We start from the raw sequence: 18,497 nt of genomic DNA, 5'->3' as shown, positions 1-18,497 counted from the left end.
GCTATGGCTCTTTCTGTTGGTGGCCGCTCTTGTCGGTTTCTATGTCGGCTGGTCGACCCAGGGCGGCAAGCGCAACTGATCTGTGTTGAAACTGGGGTAACGAGCTGTGGTCATTTTTCTTCTTCAGGCGCTTTTGCTCATTTCAGCCGCGTTCATTATCGGCGCCATTTTGGGTCATCTTTTCAAAAGGTTCTCTCCGAAAACCGATTCTGTTTCTCAGGAGTCGACGCGCGCCGCTGATGCCCGTCTCGCCGCCGCAACGCATATGCCGGTCACGCCTGCCAATGACGATGTGAGCAAGCCGCTGTCCGGTCCGGCAATGGTGCCGCCGGCCGAGCCGGTCCCGGCGATGGCATCCCCCGTGGCCGCGCGATCAAAGACGAAGGCTCCGGCCCAAAAGACCGCGGCAAAGACTGCAGGCAGCCGGGCGGTCAGGGTATCTCAAGACGACACGCACCGCCCCGCGCTGTTGAAAAACGCACGGCGGGGCAAGCCGGATCGCCTGTCGGACATCGAGGGGATCGGCACCGTGATCCAGTCGGAGCTTCATACGCTCGGCGTGTTTCACTTCGACCAGATTGCGGGTTGGGATGTGGATCAGGCTGCGTGGGTGAGCCGTGCGATTGGCTTCCCCGGCCGTGCCCATCGCGAAGGCTGGATGAAGCAGGCTGCCGATATGATCAGGCAGGCAGGGGACGTCCCCGCCAAGGCAAAGGCTGCGGCCAAGGCCAAGCCCAAGGCGGCACCCAAGAAGCCGGCAAAGAGCGGCTAGTCCGCGCGCAAATCAACGCCTGCGCAAAACGCGGCGATCAGCTCGGGCATGCGGCCTGTCTCCAGCAGCGGCGCATGGCCCTGACCCGCAACGTTGAACACCTGCAGCGCGCTATGCCGCCGCGCCATCTCGTCAACGGTTTCCTGCGCCAGCAAAGTGGTGTTTTCACCCCGGATCAGCAGCAGCGGCAGGTCTTTCATCAGTTCGAACTGGGCCCACAGATCCGGCAGTTTTTGCGAATAGTCGATGTTCTCCATCGTCTTGCGGAGATTGGGGTCGTAATCCGGGCGGATCACACCGTTGTCTTCGCGGTAGATCATCCGGGCAAAACGCTGCCAGTCGTCCTGGGTCAGGGCAGGGAAGGCTGCTCCGTGCACTGACCGCTGCAACTCTGCCGCGTCATTCCAGTCGCTGGGCTGGCGCGCGCCATTGAGATAGGCACTGATCTGCTGCAGGCCTTCGACTGTTATTTCCGGCCCGATATCATTAAGAATGACGCCGGCGAGAAGCTGCGGTGCGATGGCTGCCAGAATATGCGTGATCAGCCCGCCGCGGGATGTGCCGAGGAAAATCGCCCGGTCGATCTGCAGATGGGCAAGACCGGCGATGACATCGCCTGCTTCCATTCCGATATTGTAGTGCGACCAGTCCGGATCATAGGCCGACAATCCGCGTCCGCGGTAATCGACGCTGACTACCGGGCGCGGCGTCTGCGGGTGCTGCGACAAGGACAATGCGAGATCGTGAAAGTCGCGGCTGTTGCGGGTCAACCCGGGCAGGCAGACGACCGGCAGGTTGTCGCTTTTGTGCTCGGGCTGGTAAAGCCTCATATGGAGATGCAGGCCATCGGGGGCGTCGAAATGAATGTCGCGCAATAAATCGGCCAATCCGCAATCCTGTTGTTGAGTGTAGGGTCCGGCTAACGCTGCAGCCGACCGGCGGTCAGATCGCTCTCGATCTGGGCCTTGCCATAGAGCCGCGATTTGTAGACCTCGTAGTTCTCCATGACGCGCTGCACGTAATTGCGGGTTTCCGTGTAGGGAATGCGCTCGATCCAGTCGACGACCTCGTCGACGGATTTGCCGCGCGGATCGCCGTAGCGCGAAACCCACTCATTGGCGCGGTTGGGCCCGGCATTGTATCCGGCAAAGGTCAGGACGTAGGAACCATCGAATTTGGCGATCTGTTCGCCGAGGAACCGTGCACCCAGGGTGGCGTTATAGGCGGCATCGCCGGTAAGCCGGTCCTTGGAATAGGAAATTCCGGCGCGCTTGGCGACGTCCTTGGCTGTGCCGGGCAGCAACTGCAGCAGGCCGCGCGCGCCCGCGCTGGAAACAGCGCTGGCGTTGAACTCGCTCTCCTGCCGGGCGATGGCATAGGCAAGGGCAGCCCCGGAACCGGAAATATTGGCATTGCCGGGGATGGCGCCGATGGGATGCGACAGGGCGCCGACGTCGATGCCGCGCTGCGCCGCAATCTTGCCGACACGCAGGGCGACGAAGTGATTGCTCGTGCGTTCCGCCATGACCGCCAGCAATGCCAGTTCGCCGGGACTGTCGAGTTCCTGGCTCAGGCTGGCGTACAGAATGGCGGCGCGCTGCGCATAGCCGGTATCTTCCAGGCGCTGGATGGCGCGCACGGCTTCGCGCTGGGCAAAACGGGCGCGATCCGCATCGCTCGGGCGCGGATAGGGCAGTTGCAGGCTCGCCTGTCCGAGCTTGGCGGCGGCCAGCTGGCCATAGAATGTCGTGCCGAAACGCGCCGCACGGCTGTAATAGTCACGCGCATTGCCGCCCGTGCCCGCTTCGGCGGAACGGCCCAGCCAGTAATAGGCGCGCGAGGCGGACATCGGCCGCGACGAAATCTCGGCGATGCGGGCGAAATGGCGCTGCGCCGTCTGCGGGTCCTTGAGCGCCCGCAGGGCATACCAGCCCGCATGGAATTCCGCCTCGGCGGCGACGGACGGGGTTTCGGCGCTGTGCATGGCCGCGATCTTGTAGGCGCGCGTGGCATCGCCGATATCCAGCAGCTCACGCGACAGCACGCGCCGTTCCACCCACCAGGCGTCCGGGTCAATCAGCGATGCCGCATCGCGCGGCGCGGTGGCCAGCACATCGGCCGCTTCCTTGAAGCGTTCCTGGCGGCGCAGATACTGCGCCTTGGCAAAGATGTAGGCGGGGTTGGACTGCCAGGAGCCGGTGACAGCCGCCAGTTTCTGCGCCGCATCCGGTGATTTCTGCAGAACCGCGGCAAAGGCCTGATAGAGTATGTCGGCATTGGCAAGCTTGGCGACGCGGCCGGCGGATTTTGCCTTGCCTTCGTAAAGCATGGTCAGCATGCGCACCAGATGGTCCTCGCGCGGAATGACCTGCGCAAATTCCTTCAGGATCGCCGTTTCCTGCGCATCGTCCAGCTTCTTGGTGCGCCAGAAGGGGCCGAGCACCTGACGGGCACGGGCGGTGTTGCCGGTGGCGACAAAGGCGCGGGCCAGGATGATGGTGCCTTCGGCCGTCTGCGGCGGGGTGCCGCCAAAGGCATTGATCACCGTTGCCGCCGGCGGGTTCTCCTTGAACAGCGCCCGTTCCGAATTGTTGCGGAAGGTCGCCATGCCAGGCCAGCCCGGCAGTTCCGCTGCCGCATGGGCGATTTCCGAGCTGGGAACACCCGGCGCGTTCGACAGGCCGATGGCCCAGGTCAGGATATGACGGTCCAGCGCGTCGGCCGGCAGTCCGTTGCGGATGCCGAGAGCCTGCTGCACGTCGCCGCCCGACAGGGCATCGAGGCCGCTTTTGAGGCTGCCTGCAATGGCCGACGGTTTCGACGGCTGGGCGATACCCGCCGTGGTCACCGGATCGGGCTTGGCCATGATCTGCGCCGCGGGGCTGGTCCGTGTCTGGGTAGGGGCAAACGGTTTGAGAGTTGGGATGGGCGGCGTTGAATTTTGCGCAAACGACGCCGTCGTCACCAGCAGCGATGACGCGAGAAGAACATGACGCAAAACAGAAGTTCTCAGCATTCAGGCAACCAATTTAATCGAAAGGATCACGCGCAGCCCCGGATCCAGAACTGTTGGATCAGATAATAGTGGCGGACGTGTGAAGGCAATCTTAACGAAAGGTTAGCATGGTCCGTTGGTTCTACGCAAAACATCAATTGTATTGCTGTTTTTCATCAAGGAAATCATCTTGCCCGGCGAAGGTTGCACGACTATGGTGCGCCACCTCCTGGTTGGCGCCATGCTGGCCCGGCCTTGATCTAACGTTGTTTTCTTGGAGTTCACCATGCTGAAAGGCTCAATCACCGCTCTCGTCACGCCATTCGACCAAAACGGATCGTTTGACGAGAAAGCCTTTCGCGCATTCCTGGCCTGGCAGCTCGCCGAGGGCACCAATGGTTTCGTGCCTGTCGGAACGACGGGCGAGTCGCCGACGTTGTCCCATGCCGAGCACAAGCGCGTGGTCGAAGTCTGCATTGAGGAAGCCAAGGGCAAGGTGCCGGTAATTGCCGGTGCGGGCTCCAACAACACACGCGAAGCCATCGAGCTGGCGCAGCATGCGGAAAAGGCCGGGGCAGACGCGATTCTCGTCGTCACGCCCTATTACAACAAGCCGAACCAGCGCGGCCTCTATGCCCATTACAAGGCCGTGGCCGAATCCGTCTCGCTGCCGATCATCATCTACAACATTCCCGGCCGTTCGATCATCGACATGACCCCGGAGACGATGGGCCAGCTGGCGCATGACTTCAAGAACATTGCCGGCGTGAAGGATGCGACAGGCAAGATCGAGCGTGTTTCGGAACAGCGCATCACCTGCGGTCTGGATTTCATCCAGCTGTCCGGCGAGGACGCGACGGCGCTCGGCTTCAACGCCCATGGCGGTGTCGGCTGCATCTCCGTCACCTCGAACGTCGCGCCGCGCCTGTGTGCCGAGTTCCAGGCCGCGACCCTGCGGGGCGACTTCACCGCGGCGCTCGCCATTCAGGACCGCCTGATGCCGCTGCACAAGGCGCTGTTTATCGAACCAAACCCGACAGGCCCGAAATATGCCCTGGCCAAGCTCGGCAAGATGAACAATTCGGTGCGTTCCCCGCTCGTCCCGATTGAAGCGGCTACCGCCGAACGTATCGATCAGGCGATGAAACATGCGGGTTTGATCAACTGACAATTGAGCCATATCCTCCGGACGCCGAAACGGCTGCAAGCTGCAGTATCGAGCCGCTCGGCCGGGGGAAAGACCCCGCCCTTCGCGCCTCTCCTCGCATCTTCTTGCCGTTTCAGGCGCCATTTCGACCAGATTTGTGAGTGTACGACCTACTTGCAAAGCATTATATAGGCCTCATGAACAAGCCCAAAGCTGCCAAAAAACCCATTACGGTTCGCAAGGTCATTGCCGAGAACCGCAGAGCGCGCTTCAATTTCGAGATTCTCGACACGATGGAGGCTGGCATTGTGTTGCAGGGCACGGAAGTCAAATCCCTGCGCAACAACCAGTCCAACATTGCCGAAAGCTATGCGAGCCTCGAGAACGGCGAGTTCTGGCTGATCAATTCCTATATTCCGGAATATCTGCAGGCCAACCGCTTCAACCACGCGCCGCGCCGCCACCGCAAGCTGCTGGTCAGCAAGCGTGAAATGGCACGGCTGGCGCAATCGGTGGACCGCGAAGGCATGACCGTCGTGCCGCTGAAACTCTATTTCAACGATCAGGGCAGGGCGAAGCTCGAACTTGCCGTTGCCCGCGGCAAGAAACTGCACGACAAGCGCGAGACGGAAAAGCAGCGCGACTGGAACCGTGAGAAGTCACGGCTGCTGCGCGACCGCGGCTGAAAGTAAGTGCCGACGCTTACCTCCCCCCTTGCGGGGGAGAAAGCGATTTCAGCATCTTAGCTCTTGCTAAGTGCTGGAAATCGCCAGAGAGGGGATTTGGCAGAAATTGCTATTCCCCCTCTCTTGGATTTTCTAAGGATTTAGCAAAGGGGCTAAATCCAAGAAAATCCTTTCTCTCCCGCAAGGGGAGAGATAATCAGCGTGTTACCTTGCAGCCACGGTGTCCAGATGGGCGCGCACGGCGGCAAAGACGCTCTTGAACATGGGTTCGGTCAGGCGTCCGGTGTTCGTGTTGTAGCGCGAACAATGATAGCTCGAAAAAATACGGATATCGCCGATGTCGGACTGTCCGCCATGGCTGAACGGAAATTTCGCCACCGGCTGCTTCAGCGACCGTATCGTCGACTGGTGCGCGATGGTGCCAAGGGTCACGATGGCGCGCAGGTTGCGGAACTGCTGAATGGTCGGCGTCAGAAACCGCCGGCAATTGTTGATCTCGCCGCCGACCGGTTTGTTTTCCGGCGGAACACAGCGAACGGCGTTGACGATTGCCGCATCGAGCAGTTCCAGGCCGTCATCCGGCCGGGCGGCGAATGTGCCGCGGGAAAAGCCGAATTCTGCCAGCGTGCCGTAAAGCAAATCCCCCGCATAGTCGCCGGTGAACGGGCGGCCCGTCCTGTTGGCGCCGCGCAGGCCGGGTGCGAGCCCGATAATGAGCAGCTGGACCGACTCAATCCCACCCGCAGGCAGGAAGGCCGGGACCGGCGCGTTGTGCCACGCCGGTTCTTTCACGCGCCATCCGGCGATGAAGTCATGCAGTCGCGGGCAGATCGGGCAATCGGGGGAAGGTTCGACACTCATAGGGCGCTAAAAAGCACAATGCCGCATGGTTTTCCATGCGGCATTTCCGAATCTTTCCACAAATATCAATAAGCGATTATTAGTAATCGACCTGTTCTTCTTCGACGCGGCGCGGTGCGCGCTCGGATGCCTCGCGGCCGATTTCGGTGCGCAGCGATGTCAGGTCGATGAAATGATCCGCCTGACGGCGCAGTTCGTCCGATATCATTGGCGGCTGGGTCGAAAGTGTCGAGACCACGCTGACCTTGCGGCCCTTGCGCTGCAAGGCTTCCACCAGGGAACGGAAATCGCCATCGCCGGAGAAGATAACAAAATGGTCCACCGTGTCCGTCAACTGCATGGCATCGACAGCAAGTTCAATGTCCATATTGCCCTTGATCTTACGGCGGCCGGCAGAATCGGTAAATTCTTTTGCGGGTTTCGTAACAACCTTATATCCGTTGTAATCCAGCCAATCGATCAATGGGCGTATCGATGAGTATTCCTGATCTTCTACAAGCGCTGTATAGTAATACGCGCGAAGCAAATAGCCTCTTTTCTGGAAAGCTGTAAGAAGTTTGCGATAGTCAATATCAAATCCCAGTACCTTTGAGGCCGCGTAGAGATTTGCACCATCGATAAACAAAACGATCTTTTCACGTGGATCAAACATAATAAGGTTCCATTTCAAAAAGGTGAGCTTCAATTTCAAATCAGCTAGAAGGTAATAAAGCTCGATCTGATCTTATACGAAAGTAGCATATTTACTACGTCGGGTTCGGTGAAAAGCCAATAGCTGGGCGGAAAATTTGTCCGAATTTTGGATGGAGCCGCTCAATATATGGTGATTGTTTTTTACTGTTAAACAGCCTGCGTTGAACCTGCTGACGGCTTTTGCTTGTTTTTTCCGTGTAACCGCGTTATGTCCCGCTTAATCCGCTAATTCAGTTAAAAATGAAAGGGGCAGCTCATGGCCCGCGTCACTGTTGAAGATTGCGTTGACAAGGTCGAAAACCGGTTTGAACTGGTTTTGCTCGCCAGTCACCGCGCGCGCCTGATTTCACAGGGTGCAGCGATCACCATCGATCGCGACAATGATAAGAATCCGGTTGTTGCCCTGCGCGAAATCGCAGAGGAAACGCTTTCGCCGGGCGACCTCAAGGAAGATCTGATCCATTCGCTGCAGAAGCATGTGGAAGTCGACGAGCCGGAAGCCGTTGCTGTGGTACCGCAGGTCACCTCCGGCGACAGCGAAGGCAACGAGATTGCCGAGATCGAAGCAGACGACAATGTTTCCTTCGACAGCATGTCGGAAGAGGAATTGCTGGCCGGTATCGAAGGTCTGGTAGCTCCGGAAAAAAGCGACGACTATTAATCAAATGTCGCGCTTTCAGCGCGACTGATTGCCGGTTCAGGCTATCGTGATGCGTCGCAGTCTTTCTGCGGCGCATTATTTTTGCGTCTTGGTAACGCAATTACCATATATCGCTCGATAATTTAGAGTTTTGGGTTTGGAGGCTTCCGTCCATGATGCGTCAGTATGAGCTTGTCGAGCGTGTTCAGCGTTACAAGCCTGACGTCAATGAGGCGCTTCTCAACAAAGCCTATGTCTATGCCATGCAGAAGCATGGTCACCAGAAACGTGCATCGGGCGATCCGTATTTTTCCCATCCGCTCGAAGTGGCCGCGATCCTCACCGACATGCATCTGGACGAGGCGACGATCGCCATTGCCCTGCTGCATGACACCATCGAGGATACCTCGGCGACCCGGCAGGAAATCGACACGCTGTTCGGGCCCGACATTGGCAAACTCGTCGAAGGCCTGACCAAGCTGAAAAAGCTGGACCTCGTCTCGAAAAAGGCCGTGCAGGCGGAAAACCTGCGCAAGCTGCTTCTCGCCATTTCCGACGATGTGCGGGTGCTGCTGGTCAAGCTCGCCGACCGCCTGCACAATATGCGCACGCTGCATCACGTGCCGCCGGACAAGCGTTTGCGCATTTCCGAGGAAACCATGGATATCTATGCGCCGCTCGCCGGGCGCATGGGTATGCAGGATATGCGCGAGGAACTGGAAGGCCTGGCCTTCCGCTACATCAATCCCGAAGCTTTCAATGCCGTGACCAACCGGCTCGCCGAGCTGATGGAAAAGAACCGCAGCACGCTGACGCAGATCGAAACCGATCTTTCCAGCCTGTTCGAAAAGCGCGGCATCAAGGCCAGTGTCAAAAGCCGGCAGAAGAAGGCCTGGTCGGTGTTCCGCAAGATGGAAAGCAAGGGGCTCTCCTTCGAACAGCTCTCCGATATCTTCGGCTTCCGCGTCGTCGTCGATACCGTCGCCGATTGCTACAATGCGCTTGGCATCATCCATACCACGTGGTCGATGGTGCCGGGCCGCTTCAAGGATTATATCTCGACGCCCAAGCAGAACGATTACCGTTCGATCCACACCACCATCGTCGGCCCGTCACGTCAGCGTGTCGAACTGCAGATCCGCACCCGCGAAATGAACGACATTGCCGAATACGGCGTGGCCGCCCACTCGATCTACAAGGATCGCGGCAGCGCGCAGAACCCGCATGTCATTTCGACGGAAACCAACGCCTATGCGTGGTTGCGCCAGACCATCGAAGCCCTGGCGGAAGGCGACAATCCGGAAGAGTTTCTCGAACACACCAAGCTGGAGCTGTTTCAGGACCAGGTTTTCTGCTTCACGCCGAAGGGTCGGCTCATCGCCCTGCCGCGCGGGGCAACGCCGATCGATTTCGCCTATGCGGTGCACACCAATATCGGCGACAGCTGCGTCGGCGCCAAGGTCAATGGCCGCATCATGCCGCTGATGACCGAATTGCATAATGGCGATGAGGTCGAGATCATCCGATCCAAGGCGCAGACACCGCCGGCGGCCTGGGAATCGGTGGTCGTCACCGGCAAGGCGCGCGCTGCCATCCGCCGTGCCACGCGCATTGCGGTGCGCAAGCAGTATTCCGGCCTCGGCACGCAGATTCTCGAGCGGGCTTTCGAGCGGGCCGGGAAAGTCTACTCGCGCGATGAACTGAAGAAGGGCCTGCCGCGCCTGGCGCGCAAGGAGATCGACGATGTTCTGGCGGCGGTCGGCCGCGGGGAACTGCCGTCCTCCGATGTCATGAAGGCGGTCTATCCGGAGTATCAGGACTCCAAGCCCAAGCCGACGCAGAGCGAACGCGAGGAAGGCTGGGTCAATTTCCGCAACACGTCGGGCATGATCTTCAAGATGCCGGAAGGCAGCGACGGCGCGACGGGATGGGAGCCGGGCGGCCCGCATGCCCTGCCGATCCGCGGGGCAAGCCCCGACATGCCCGTGCACTTCTCGCCGGAAGGCGCGGTGCCGGGCGACCGCATCGTCGGCATTCTGCAGCCCGGTGCGGGCATGACCATCTACCCGATCCAGTCATCGGCGCTGATGGCCTATGACGACCAGCCGGAGCGCTGGATCGACGTGCGCTGGGATATCGACGAGAGCAGGCGCGACCGCTTCCCGGCCCGCATCAACATTTCGGCGATCAATGCGCCGGGTTCGTTGGCAGAAATCGCCGAGATCATTGCGGCGAACGAAACCAACATTCACAATCTCTCCATGGTCCGCACGGCGCCTGACTTTACGCAGATGATCGTCGACCTGGAGGTCTGGGATCTGAAACATCTCAACCGGATCCTGTCGAAACTCAAGGAAAGCAAGTGCGTCAGCGACGCACAGCGCGTGAACGGATAGAGGGGCACACATGAATACGGATGAAGTTCTGCAGGTATTTCGCGAAGCAGGGGCAGTGCTGGAAGGGCACTTTATCCTGACATCGGGCTTGCGCAGCCCGACATTCCTGCAAAAGGCCCGCGTGTTCATGCATGCGGACAAGACCGAGCGCGTGTGCCGTGCGCTGGCCGACAAGATCAGGAATGCCGGTCTTGGCCCGATCGACTACGTGGTGGGACCAGCCATTGGCGGCATCATCCCGGCCTATGAAACATCGCGCCATCTCGGCGTCCCGGCCATCTGGGTCGAACGCGAGAACGGTGTGTTCCGCCTGCGCCGCTTTGAAATTGCCAAAGGTGCGCGCGTCGTCATCGTCGAAGATATCGTGTCGACGGGCTTGTCGATCCGCGAGACGGTCACCACCTTGCAGGAACTGGGCGCCGAGGTTCTGGCTGCTGCCTGCATTATCGATCGCTCCGCCGGCAAGACAGATGTCGGCGTGCCGCTGATTGCACTGGCGGAATATGAAGTCCCGGCCTATCCTGCGGACCAATTACCGCCTGAGCTTGCCGCAATTCCGCCCGTTAAGCCTGGTAGTCGTAATATTTGATTAACCAAAAGACGTGAGCGCTTGAGCCAGTTGCGCACTCGCTGGCTCCGGCGTCGAGGGACTTGAATACCAATGCTCTTCAAACGGCGTATCAAACCGGGCTTCCGTGAACGGATGCGTACTGCGTTGTGGCCGCGCCGCTCGGTCGGCCGGTCGCTGCGCTATTTCGGCAAGCGCGTCTTGCGGCTGCGGGCGACCCCGCACGCTATTGCGGCAGGGCTTGCCGCCGGCATTTTTTCCTCGTTCATTCCCATTCTCGGTGTGCATATCGCCGTGGCGCTGGCGATAGCCTGGATCATCGGCGGCAACATTGCCGCCGCCATCCTTGGCACGACGCTCGGCAATCCGCTGTTCCTGCCGTTTATCTGGGGCGCGACGCTGGAGGCCGGACGGTTCATCCTGAGCGGCGGTCCCAGCGACGAGCCTTTCCCGCATCATCTCGGCCATATGCTGCGGCATCTGGATTTCGCCGAATTGTGGGGCCCGATCGTCAAGCCGATGCTGATCGGCGCGATACCCCTCGGTTTCATCGCCGCCCTGGTGGTCTATTTCCCGACCCGTTGGATCGTTGCCAGCTTCCAGCACCGCCGCAAGGCCGGTTATGCGCTGGAAAAGGTGGCCGAACCCTCATGATCATCGGGATCGGCAGTGACCTGATTGATATAAGACGGATTGAAAAGACATTGGAGCGGCATGGCCAGCGCTTCATCGATCGTGTCTACACGCCGGTCGAGCAGGCCCGCTCCGAACGGCGCAAGCTGCGCGCCGCCTCCTATGCCAAGCGTTTTGCGGCCAAGGAGGCCTGCGCCAAGGCGCTCGGGACGGGACTGTCCGAAGGTGTTTTCTGGCGCGACATGGGGGTGATCAACCTTCCGAGCGGCGCGCCGACGATGCGGCTGACCAATGGTGCCGCCCGTCGGCTTGAGGCGATTCTGCCCGCCGGACATACCGCGCACATCCACGTGACGATCACCGACGATTTTCCGCTTGCGCAAGCATTCGTGATTATCGAAGCGTTGAAAATCGTGGAATAGCCGCAATCAAACGCCATTGAGCAGAGCTATGTAGCATTGCTCCCTGCAGATTCAGCGGTTAAGAGGGTGCAGCTTAGAAATTTGGAGATATGACGAGCGTGAGCGACAAATCTGTTGTGAAAAAATCTGGCGGTCTTGGCGAGACGATCAGCGTTGTCGTGCAGGCCCTGCTGCTCGCTCTGGTGATCCGGACCGTGCTGTTCCAGCCGTTCAACATTCCGTCCGGTTCGATGCGTCCGACCCTGCTTGAGGGCGATTATCTCTTCGTTTCGAAATTCTCCTACGGCTTCTCGAAATACTCCATTCCCTTTGCGCCAAACCTGTTTTCCGGGCGCATCTGGGCCAGCGAGCCGCAGCGCGGCGACATCGCCGTGTTCCGCAAGCCCAACGATACATCGCTGGATTTCATCAAGCGCGTCGTCGGCCTTCCCGGTGACCGTGTGCAGATGCGTGGCGGCGTGCTTTACCTCAACGACGTCGCCGTGCCGCGCGTCAAGGTTGGCCAGATCAACAATCCCGATGTCACCGAAGTCAACCGCCCCGTGGATGTCTACCGCGAAACGCTGCCGAACGGCGTGACCTATGATACGCTCGATTTGACCCCCAATGGTCTCGGCGACGACACGCGTGAATTCGTTGTGCCTGCCGGCCACTATTTCATGATGGGTGACAATCGCGACAATTCCGCCGACAGCCGCTTTGACGTCGGTTACGTGCCCTTCGAAAATTTCATCGGCCGTGCCAACATCATCTTCTTCTCCATTGCCGGCAAGGCAAGCCCGCTGGAACTGTGGCGCTGGCCGTCGGAGCTGCGCTTTGACCGTCTGCTTCACAGCGTGAACGGAACCTCCTTCACCCCGAAGAGCCAATGAGCCGCCGATGACCCTGTCCGCTGACGCCGTTCGCAGACTGGAGGAGCAGACGAGCCACACATTTCGCGATCTCGCCCGCCTGGAGCGCGCGCTGACCCATGCCAGTGCCCGCCAGTCGGTCGGATCGGATTATGAACGGCTCGAATTCCTCGGCGATCGCGTTCTCGGGCTGGTCATTGCCGAAATGCTCTTCCGCGCCTATCCGACCGCGAGCGAAGGGGAATTGTCGCTGCGCCTGAACTCGCTGGTCAATGCCGATACATGCGCTGCGGTGGCCGATGAAATCGGCCTGCATGAATTCATCCGCACCGGTTCCGATGTGAAGGGGCTGGCGGACAAGCGGCTGAAAAGCCTGCGAGCCGACGTGGTGGAATCGCTGATCGCAACGATTTATCTGGACGGCGGGCTGGAAGCGGCGCAACCTTTCATCCAGCGGTATTGGGATGCCCGCTCGCGCGAGATCAACTCGGCGCAGCGCGATCCCAAGACGGAATTGCAGGAATGGGCACACCAGCAGGATGGTGCCCAGCCCATATACAGCGTGGTCGAGCGCACCGGCCCGGACCACGATCCACAGTTTACGGTGAAGGTAGAGGTGAAGGGCTTTGCGCCAGCCACCGGCACGGGGCGCTCCAAGCGCATCGCCGAGCAGGAAGCGGCCGTTGCCCTGCTTTACCGGGAAGGCGTCCGTCAGAAGACGCAGGAAGAAGGACAGACATGACCGAACAGGATGCAACGCCGGAAACGGCCCAGCCCGAAGGCCCGACGCGTTCGGGCTTCATCGCCTTGATCGGCGCGCCGAATGCCGGCAAGTCGACGCTGGTCAACCAGCTGGTCGGCAGCAAGGTTTCGATCGTCACCCACAAGGTCCAGACCACGCGCGCGCTGGTGCGCGGCATCGTCATTCACGACCGCACGCAGATGGTGCTGGTCGATACCCCCGGTATTTTCAAGCCCAAGCGCCGGCTCGACCGCGCCATGGTGACGACAGCCTGGGGCGGCGCCAAGGATGCCGACCTCATTCTGGTGCTGATCGACGTTGAAGAGGGCATCAACGAAGAGGCGGAAGCCATTCTGGGCAGCCTGCACGAGAAGAAGCGCAAGGTCATTCTCGTCCTCAACAAGGTCGACCGCATCGAAGCGCCGAAACTCCTGGAACTGGCGCAGCGCGCCAACGAGAAAGTGAATTTCGACAAGACGTTCATGATTTCGGCCCTGAAGGGCTATGGCTGCAAGGATCTGTTGAAGTACCTCGCGGACAACCTGCCGGAAGGTCCGTGGTATTATCCGGAAGACCAGATTTCCGACATGCCGATGCGCATGCTGGCGGCGGAAATCACCCGGGAAAAGCTTTATCTGCGCCTGCACAATGAGTTGCCATACTCGTCGACCATCGAGACCGAAAGCTGGGAAGAGAAGCCGGATGGTTCCGTCCGCATCCAGCAGGTGATCTATGTCGAGCGCGACAGCCAGAAGAAGATCGTGCTCGGCCACGAGGGGCAGGCGATCAAGGCCATCGGCCAGTCCGCCCGCAAGGAACTGATGGAAATCCTCGAACAGAAGGTCCATCTGTTCCTGTTCGTCAAGGTGCGTGACAATTGGGGCAATGATCCCGAGCGCTACCGCGAAATGGGCCTTGAATTCCCGCACGGATAGCGCGAGTCTCGCCTCATGGAATGGCGGGATGAAGGAATCATACTCGGAACGAGGCGGCACGGGGAAACCAGTGCGATCCTCGAACTGATGACGCGCGCGCATGGCCGCCATATGGGGCTGGTGCGCGGCGGCCGCTCCCGCCGCATGCAGCCGCTGCTGCAGCCGGGCAACCGGGTGGATGTGATCTGGCGCGCGCGCATTGACGAGCATCTCGGCATGATGCAGGTCGAACCGGTATCCTTTGCCGCCGCCCGGCTGATCGAACAGCCCGTCGGCCTCTATGCCCTGCAGCTGGCTGCCGCGCATCTGCGCCTCCTGCCTGAGCGTGATCCGCATCAGGGGCTTTTCGAGACGCTTGCCATCATCCTCGAACATTGCGACGACCCGCTGATCTCGGGTGAATTGCTGTTGCGCTTCGAGGTGATGATGCTGGAGGAGCTGGGTTTCGGGCTCGACCTGAAACGCTGCGCGGCGACGGGCAGCGGCGACAACCTTGCCTATGTCTCGCCGAAATCCGGCCGGGCTGTATCGCGCGATGCCGGTGCGCCCTGGGCCGACAAGCTTCTGGCGATGCCGCCATTCATGATCAGTTCGACGGTGCGGGCCGCGTCGCTCGCGGAACTGACGGATGCTTTCCGTCTGACCAGTTTCTTCTTCACCCGACACGTCTGGGAACCGCGGGCGCTGAAGGCGCCGGAGTCGCGCGACGGATTTTTGACGGCGGTATCGCGCTCGATAGCAAGGACGGCAGGGCAGGGCCAGGCCGAGCAGGAAAGGTCAGCACAACCATGAGTTCAGATACCATGCCCGCCATCGCGTTTCCCGGTGGCATCGGTACGCTGCCGCTTGCCGATCTGGCAAAGCGCAGCGGTCTCGACGTCCTGCAGGCGATGCTGGGCGGGGAGTATCCCGCTCCGCCGATGGCCAAAACCCTGTCCTTCGCCCTGCACGAGGTCGAGCCGAACCGGGTTGTCTTCAAGGGCGTCCCGGCGCAGGAGCATCTCAATCCGCTGGGCGGCATTCATGGCGGCTGGGTGGCGACACTGATGGATTCTGCGCTGGCCTGCTGCGTGATGACGACCCTGAAGCCGGGCGAAGCCTACACCACGGTGGAATTCAAGGTGAATCTGGTGCGGCCGCTGTCGCCCGATACCGGCCCTGTCTTCTGCGAGGGCAAGCTTGTGCATCGCGGCCGCACGCTGGCGACCTCGGAAGCCTTCCTGCGCGATGCCAACGGCAAGCTGCTGGCCCACGGCACCGAGACGTGCGCGATTTTCCCGCTCGAAAGTTTCATGCGCGGCGGCTGAAGCTTTTGACGGCACATCAGACCTTTCTACCCGGCGCTCGGCAAGCCGGTTCCCGACAGTCTCAGAACCTTTCGGATCAAGGCGTCGGCATCAGCCCCGGCGTCCACTTGCCCGTCGATCATCAGCAATGCCAGCCCGTGGGTCAGCGACCATAGAAACAGGGCGGCTGCGGGAACCTCTTCTGCGGGCAGCCTTTTGTACAGGCCGGCTTTGACCTTTTCATAGGCGCGCTGGCGCAGTGCGCGCACGGCTTCGCTTTCCCTCGAAGCACCGCGCAATCCTTCACCGAACATCAGGCGGTAAAGCGCCGGATTGGCGCGGGCAAAGGCGATATAGGCCTCGCCGGTTGGCGCCAGCATGCCCTTGGCATTGGTCGGGGCTGCTTCCAGCTGCTCGGCGAATTCCCTGAATCCCTGCTCTGCCAGCGACACGGCAATGGCATCGAGGCTGGCGAAGTGATGATAGGCCGAAGGCGCGGATACGCCGACCCGGCGGGCGATCTCGCGCAAACTCAAGGCGCCGGGGCCGCGTTCCTCCAGCAGCCCGCGGGCGGCGGCAAGCAGCGCCTGGCGCAGATTGCCATGATGATAACCGGCGGGGTTCTGATCGTGTTCGTCCATGCGTATCCAGACTATCTTTACAGTGTTAGGATTGTAGTTTATTTGAGGTGAACTGACAATGAGAACGGATTTTGCCATGTCACATATCCCGGTCTACGTCTATTTTATCTTCATTGCATTGCTGTGGGTCGGGGTTACGCGCTGCTTCCGGCGCACAATCCGCATCCGGCGGCTTCTCATCATGCCCCTGTTGTTTGCGGCTCTCGGTTTTCGCGGGTTCTTCGGCCTGTTTCCGCATCCGGCGGATCGGGACATTCTCGCCGCGCTGCTGGGACTAGCCGTCGGGCTGGCGCTCGGCTGGCATCATGCCCGCCGCTGGACCATCGCCATCGACCGGCAGGCCGGACAGATCACCGTGCCGGGTGACATCATGATGTTCGCGATTATCCTTGCCAGCTTCGCCTTCGAATTCACCCTGCATTACGGCATTGAATCCCATGCTGCATGGGTTGCCGTTTGGCCGGTCCAGCCGATTGCCGCGGGTGTCTGGGCGTGGTTTCTCGGCATGACCGCCGGACGCAATGTCAATCTTGCGCTGCGGTATCGCGACCAGCAGGCAGTACCGGTTCCAGAGGCATCTTGAACACGCATTTTCAGGGTTTGCCGGCCGGAATGACCAAGCTTTTACCCGGTCCGTGAAAATCTGCCCACGAACTGGGAAATTGCAGCGAAACTGCCGCGCACAAGTGTGAATTTCGGTCGAATTTTCGGAAAATCCGCTAGTTTTTCCCGCATATCCTGTCAAACATTGGCGCGACGCAAAAACAGCGTTTGGGGTATCGCAGCCGACAAGGTTGCTGGGGAGGTTAAAAATGGACAGTTTCTTGGCGGGCCTGAAGGCTGCCGTCGACACGATGGGGCCGACGGTCCTCTTGCCGATCGTTATTTTCATCATTGCCGTGGTGCTTGGCGCCAAGGTGGGGCGCGCGTTCCGTGCAGCCGTCACCATCGGCGTTGCCTTTATCGGTATCAATCTGGTGCTCGGGCTGATGCTCACATCGATTGGCGATGTCGCCAAGGCGATCGTCACCAATACCGGCATTCAGCGCGATATCGTCGATGTGGGCTGGCCGTCGGCCGCTGCCATCGCCTTCGGATCGTCCGTCGGACTGTGGGTGATCCCCATCGGCATTGCGGTCAATATCGTGCTGCTTTTGACGCGCATGACCCGCACGCTGAACGTCGACGTGTGGAATTTCTGGCACTTTGCCTTCATCGGCTCGCTCGCCGTCGCCGCCACCGACAGCCTGGCCTACGGCCTGATCGTCGCGGCGCTGATGGTCGCACTCTGCCTGCTCTTTGCCGACTGGTCGGCCAAGGCCGTGCAGCAGTTCTATGGCATTCCCGGCATTTCCGTGCCGCATCTGGCCTCAGCGCAAATCCTGCCGATTGCCATCGTCTTGAACTGGATCATCGACCGGATTCCCGGCATCAACAAGATTGAGATCAACACCGAAACCTTCGAAAAGCGCTTCGGCGTCTTCGGCGAGCCGGTCATTCTCGGCCTGATCATCGGTCTCGTGCTGGGCGTGATCGCCTATTACAACGCCGGGGATTTCGGCGTGGTTCTCAGCAAGGTGCTGCAGACCGGCATGACCTTGGCTGCAGTGATGCTGCTGCTGCCGCGCATGGTCAAGATATTGATGGAAGGGCTTCTGCCGGTTTCCGATGCAGCACAGGCCTTCGTCAAGAAGCGGACGGGCGACAGGGAATTGCTGGTCGGGCTTGATTCGGCAATTCTGATCGGCCATCCCGCGGCGATCTCTTCGTCACTGATCCTGGTGCCGATTGCCATCATCCTCTCGGTGATCCTGCCGGGCAACCGCGTCATTCTTTTTGCCGATCTGGCAGTCATTCCGTTCATCGTCGCCATGACAGCGCCGCTGTTGAAGGGGAATGTCTTCCGCATGGTCATTGTCGGCACCTTCACGCTGGCTGTCGGCTTCTACGTCGCCAACGCGCTGGCACCGCTGTTCACCAGCGCGGCCCAGTCGTCCGGCTTCAAGATGCCGGCCAATGCGGTGCAGATCACCAGCGTCGTCGACGGGTTCCTGTGGGTGTCCTATGCGGTGATCGCTGCGATCCGCGGTCTCGGCGCGGCGGGTCTTGGTGTCATTGCCATCGTCATCGCCGGGGCCTTCTGGGCCTATCACCGCAACACCGCCGCATGGGAACGTGCCGCCGGTGCCGATGAAAACGCCGACAAGACTGCCTGACAAGACGTATACT

At 60.3% G+C, this 18,497-nt stretch carries 20 protein-coding genes; 15 read left to right on the top strand and 5 right to left on the bottom strand.

Features of this window, described 5'->3' with window-relative positions:
• Nucleotides 1–106: 106 nt before the first annotated feature.
• Entirely contained in the window at nucleotides 107–772 is a 666-nt protein-coding gene (locus tag ACZ25R_RS15390) for a hypothetical protein (protein ID WP_472461447.1), read from the top strand.
• On the opposite strand, the gene ACZ25R_RS15385 is transcribed toward ACZ25R_RS15390, so the two are convergent.
• Entirely contained in the window at nucleotides 769–1,602 is an 834-nt protein-coding gene (locus ACZ25R_RS15385; protein ID WP_472462496.1) for an alpha/beta fold hydrolase, read from the bottom strand. The genes ACZ25R_RS15390 and ACZ25R_RS15385 overlap by 4 nt on opposite strands.
• Before the next feature lie 89 nt (nucleotides 1,603–1,691).
• Nucleotides 1,692–3,788 carry a lytic transglycosylase domain-containing protein gene (locus tag ACZ25R_RS15380; protein ID WP_472461446.1) on the bottom strand — a complete coding sequence of 699 codons (2,097 nt, stop codon included), beginning with the start codon at nucleotides 3,786–3,788 and terminating at the stop codon, nucleotides 1,692–1,694.
• A 265-nt stretch (nucleotides 3,789–4,053) separates the two neighbouring features.
• Here ACZ25R_RS15380 and dapA point away from each other — a divergent pair, with 265 nt between their 5' ends.
• Both dapA and smpB read left to right on the top strand, forming a co-directional pair.
• Complete coding sequence (gene dapA / locus ACZ25R_RS15375) at nucleotides 4,054–4,935, top strand: 4-hydroxy-tetrahydrodipicolinate synthase (protein ID WP_223611308.1); 882 nt, start codon at nucleotides 4,054–4,056, stop codon at nucleotides 4,933–4,935.
• A gap of 176 nt (nucleotides 4,936–5,111) precedes the next feature.
• Nucleotides 5,112–5,600, top strand: coding sequence for an SsrA-binding protein SmpB (gene smpB, locus ACZ25R_RS15370; RefSeq protein WP_105735936.1), 489 nt, complete (start codon nucleotides 5,112–5,114; stop codon nucleotides 5,598–5,600).
• Nucleotides 5,601–5,804: 204 nt separating this feature from the next.
• Here the strand turns inward: smpB and ACZ25R_RS15365 are convergent, their stop codons facing one another.
• A complete protein-coding gene (locus tag ACZ25R_RS15365) occupies nucleotides 5,805–6,461 on the bottom strand; it encodes a uracil-DNA glycosylase (RefSeq protein WP_464659712.1) in 657 nt (218 codons plus the stop codon).
• A gap of 79 nt (nucleotides 6,462–6,540) precedes the next feature.
• Nucleotides 6,541–7,113 carry a LabA-like NYN domain-containing protein gene (locus ACZ25R_RS15360; protein ID WP_223611306.1) on the bottom strand — a complete coding sequence of 191 codons (573 nt, stop codon included), beginning with the start codon at nucleotides 7,111–7,113 and terminating at the stop codon, nucleotides 6,541–6,543.
• Between the two features lie 297 nt (nucleotides 7,114–7,410).
• On the opposite strand from ACZ25R_RS15360, the gene rpoZ reads away from it, so the two are divergent.
• From rpoZ to ACZ25R_RS15310, 10 genes are all read left to right on the top strand, one after another.
• Nucleotides 7,411–7,815, top strand: a complete 405-nt coding sequence (gene rpoZ / locus ACZ25R_RS15355) for a DNA-directed RNA polymerase subunit omega (protein ID WP_223611305.1) — start codon at nucleotides 7,411–7,413, stop codon at nucleotides 7,813–7,815.
• 152 nt (nucleotides 7,816–7,967) lie between these two features.
• Nucleotides 7,968–10,190, top strand: a complete 2,223-nt coding sequence (locus tag ACZ25R_RS15350) for a RelA/SpoT family protein (protein WP_472461445.1) — start codon at nucleotides 7,968–7,970, stop codon at nucleotides 10,188–10,190.
• A gap of 10 nt (nucleotides 10,191–10,200) precedes the next feature.
• Nucleotides 10,201–10,779 carry an orotate phosphoribosyltransferase gene (pyrE, locus tag ACZ25R_RS15345; protein WP_223611303.1) on the top strand — a complete coding sequence of 193 codons (579 nt, stop codon included), beginning with the start codon at nucleotides 10,201–10,203 and terminating at the stop codon, nucleotides 10,777–10,779.
• Between the two features lie 72 nt (nucleotides 10,780–10,851).
• Entirely contained in the window at nucleotides 10,852–11,412 is a 561-nt protein-coding gene (locus ACZ25R_RS15340; protein ID WP_464659715.1) for a DUF2062 domain-containing protein, read from the top strand.
• Nucleotides 11,409–11,813, top strand: coding sequence for a holo-ACP synthase (gene acpS, locus ACZ25R_RS15335; RefSeq protein WP_223611301.1), 405 nt, complete (start codon nucleotides 11,409–11,411; stop codon nucleotides 11,811–11,813). Before ACZ25R_RS15340 ends, acpS begins: the two co-directional genes overlap by 4 nt.
• Nucleotides 11,814–11,902: 89 nt before the next feature.
• Nucleotides 11,903–12,685 (top strand): signal peptidase I, encoded by a 783-nt coding sequence (gene lepB, locus ACZ25R_RS15330; protein WP_288194245.1) that lies wholly within the window; start codon nucleotides 11,903–11,905, stop codon nucleotides 12,683–12,685.
• Between the two features lie 7 nt (nucleotides 12,686–12,692).
• The gene (rnc, locus tag ACZ25R_RS15325) at nucleotides 12,693–13,406 is read left to right on the top strand and encodes a ribonuclease III (protein ID WP_464659717.1); all 714 of its coding nucleotides are present in this window, start codon (nucleotides 12,693–12,695) and stop codon (nucleotides 13,404–13,406) included.
• Nucleotides 13,403–14,341, top strand: a complete 939-nt coding sequence (gene era, locus ACZ25R_RS15320) for a GTPase Era (protein ID WP_472461444.1) — start codon at nucleotides 13,403–13,405, stop codon at nucleotides 14,339–14,341. The genes rnc and era overlap by 4 nt, the downstream gene beginning before the upstream one ends.
• A 15-nt stretch (nucleotides 14,342–14,356) precedes the next feature.
• On the top strand, nucleotides 14,357–15,133 hold the full coding sequence (gene recO / locus ACZ25R_RS15315) for a DNA repair protein RecO (RefSeq protein WP_472461443.1): 777 nt from the start codon (nucleotides 14,357–14,359) through the stop codon (nucleotides 15,131–15,133).
• Entirely contained in the window at nucleotides 15,130–15,648 is a 519-nt protein-coding gene (locus ACZ25R_RS15310; protein ID WP_472461442.1) for a PaaI family thioesterase, read from the top strand. Before recO ends, ACZ25R_RS15310 begins: the two co-directional genes overlap by 4 nt.
• A 26-nt stretch (nucleotides 15,649–15,674) precedes the next feature.
• On the opposite strand, the gene ACZ25R_RS15305 is transcribed toward ACZ25R_RS15310, so the two are convergent.
• On the bottom strand, nucleotides 15,675–16,268 hold the full coding sequence (locus tag ACZ25R_RS15305; RefSeq protein WP_472461441.1) for a TetR/AcrR family transcriptional regulator: 594 nt from the start codon (nucleotides 16,266–16,268) through the stop codon (nucleotides 15,675–15,677).
• 76 nt (nucleotides 16,269–16,344) lie between these two features.
• Here ACZ25R_RS15305 and ACZ25R_RS15300 point away from each other — a divergent pair, with 76 nt between their 5' ends.
• Entirely contained in the window at nucleotides 16,345–16,851 is a 507-nt protein-coding gene (locus ACZ25R_RS15300; RefSeq protein ID WP_472461440.1) for a CcdC protein domain-containing protein, read from the top strand.
• Between the two features lie 229 nt (nucleotides 16,852–17,080).
• The gene (locus ACZ25R_RS15295; protein WP_223611293.1) at nucleotides 17,081–18,484 is read left to right on the top strand and encodes a PTS galactitol transporter subunit IIC; all 1,404 of its coding nucleotides are present in this window, start codon (nucleotides 17,081–17,083) and stop codon (nucleotides 18,482–18,484) included.
• Nucleotides 18,485–18,497 lie beyond the last annotated feature (13 nt).

The organism is Phyllobacterium sp. RCAM01083, from assembly GCF_055685835.1.
The sequence above is the reverse complement of the archived record's forward strand: the minus strand, read 5'-3'. Positions and strand labels throughout refer to the sequence as shown.

What these genes read in the sequence shown, in the direction of transcription:
- ACZ25R_RS15385 (WP_472462496.1), bottom strand. Translation starts at nt 1,602, where the DNA reads ATGAGGCTTTACCAGCCCGAGCACAAAAGCGACAACCTGCCGGTCGTC.
- ACZ25R_RS15380 (WP_472461446.1), bottom strand. Translation starts at nt 3,788, where the DNA reads ATGCTGAGAACTTCTGTTTTGCGTCATGTTCTTCTCGCGTCATCGCTG.
- dapA (WP_223611308.1), top strand. Translation starts at nt 4,054, where the DNA reads ATGCTGAAAGGCTCAATCACCGCTCTCGTCACGCCATTCGACCAAAAC.
- smpB (WP_105735936.1), top strand. Translation starts at nt 5,112, where the DNA reads ATGAACAAGCCCAAAGCTGCCAAAAAACCCATTACGGTTCGCAAGGTC.
- ACZ25R_RS15365 (WP_464659712.1), bottom strand. Translation starts at nt 6,461, where the DNA reads ATGAGTGTCGAACCTTCCCCCGATTGCCCGATCTGCCCGCGACTGCAT.
- ACZ25R_RS15360 (WP_223611306.1), bottom strand. Translation starts at nt 7,113, where the DNA reads ATGTTTGATCCACGTGAAAAGATCGTTTTGTTTATCGATGGTGCAAAT.
- rpoZ (WP_223611305.1), top strand. Translation starts at nt 7,411, where the DNA reads ATGGCCCGCGTCACTGTTGAAGATTGCGTTGACAAGGTCGAAAACCGG.
- ACZ25R_RS15350 (WP_472461445.1), top strand. Translation starts at nt 7,968, where the DNA reads ATGATGCGTCAGTATGAGCTTGTCGAGCGTGTTCAGCGTTACAAGCCT.
- pyrE (WP_223611303.1), top strand. Translation starts at nt 10,201, where the DNA reads ATGAATACGGATGAAGTTCTGCAGGTATTTCGCGAAGCAGGGGCAGTG.
- ACZ25R_RS15340 (WP_464659715.1), top strand. Translation starts at nt 10,852, where the DNA reads ATGCTCTTCAAACGGCGTATCAAACCGGGCTTCCGTGAACGGATGCGT.
- acpS (WP_223611301.1), top strand. Translation starts at nt 11,409, where the DNA reads ATGATCATCGGGATCGGCAGTGACCTGATTGATATAAGACGGATTGAA.
- lepB (WP_288194245.1), top strand. Translation starts at nt 11,903, where the DNA reads ATGACGAGCGTGAGCGACAAATCTGTTGTGAAAAAATCTGGCGGTCTT.
- rnc (WP_464659717.1), top strand. Translation starts at nt 12,693, where the DNA reads ATGACCCTGTCCGCTGACGCCGTTCGCAGACTGGAGGAGCAGACGAGC.
- era (WP_472461444.1), top strand. Translation starts at nt 13,403, where the DNA reads ATGACCGAACAGGATGCAACGCCGGAAACGGCCCAGCCCGAAGGCCCG.
- recO (WP_472461443.1), top strand. Translation starts at nt 14,357, where the DNA reads ATGGAATGGCGGGATGAAGGAATCATACTCGGAACGAGGCGGCACGGG.
- ACZ25R_RS15310 (WP_472461442.1), top strand. Translation starts at nt 15,130, where the DNA reads ATGAGTTCAGATACCATGCCCGCCATCGCGTTTCCCGGTGGCATCGGT.
- ACZ25R_RS15305 (WP_472461441.1), bottom strand. Translation starts at nt 16,268, where the DNA reads ATGGACGAACACGATCAGAACCCCGCCGGTTATCATCATGGCAATCTG.
- ACZ25R_RS15300 (WP_472461440.1), top strand. Translation starts at nt 16,345, where the DNA reads ATGTCACATATCCCGGTCTACGTCTATTTTATCTTCATTGCATTGCTG.
- ACZ25R_RS15295 (WP_223611293.1), top strand. Translation starts at nt 17,081, where the DNA reads ATGGACAGTTTCTTGGCGGGCCTGAAGGCTGCCGTCGACACGATGGGG.